The organism is Vibrio sp. 1641 (genome assembly GCF_033339995.1).
Lineage (GTDB): Bacteria > Pseudomonadota > Gammaproteobacteria > Enterobacterales > Vibrionaceae > Vibrio > Vibrio alginolyticus.
The window spans coordinates 1-586 of record NZ_JAWOVP010000353.1; the positions used below are offsets into that span (position 1 = coordinate 1).

The 586-nt window shown below is 44.9% G+C and carries 1 protein-coding gene; it reads right to left on the reverse strand.

Features of this window, described 5'->3' with window-relative positions; genetic code table 11:
- A partial coding sequence (locus R7Z47_RS25950; protein WP_318130910.1) for a MerR family transcriptional regulator occupies positions 1–576 on the reverse strand: 576 nt, incomplete at its 3' end.
- Between the last annotated feature and the right edge of the window lie 10 nt (positions 577–586).

Consider the following 586-nt stretch of genomic DNA (forward strand, 5'->3'; position numbering starts at 1 on the left):
CGCCTGAATCCAGCTTTCTGCATCTCGACTTTGTTCAAAGCTGATCAACAGACATTTCCCCTTAGTAGATGCTTTGTTTTCAGAATCGATCACCAATGCCAAACGCGTGATTAAACAGGTTTGGAACAATCCCATCTGCAAAGAGCGCAGCGAGCCCTTAACCAAATCCAATGCCTCAAACACAGGATTGATAAACTGATCTACGACTAAGTTGAGCGGGTACTCTTTCAATACCGATGAAAGGACGCTTTCCGTTTTGCCACGATTAAGTTGCGACAACGCAGACAGTACGGTTTCCACTTCTTCAAGCGAATGGTTTTCTGCACTGATTTCTACATCCGATTGGCCGAGCAATCCTTTCACTTTGCCGATCGCAATGCCTTTGGATAACCAACCTTGAATTTCACGAATCGTATCGAGATCTTGCTGGCAATATAAGCGATGCCCTTTTTCCGTTCTTTGCGGTTGGATTAGGTTATAGCGTCTTTGCCACGCTCTCAGCGTCACAGGCTTAACGCCCGTAATCTCTGCAACATCTCGAATTGCGTATAGTTTTTCTTCTGAACTACAAACCATAGCGTAATCT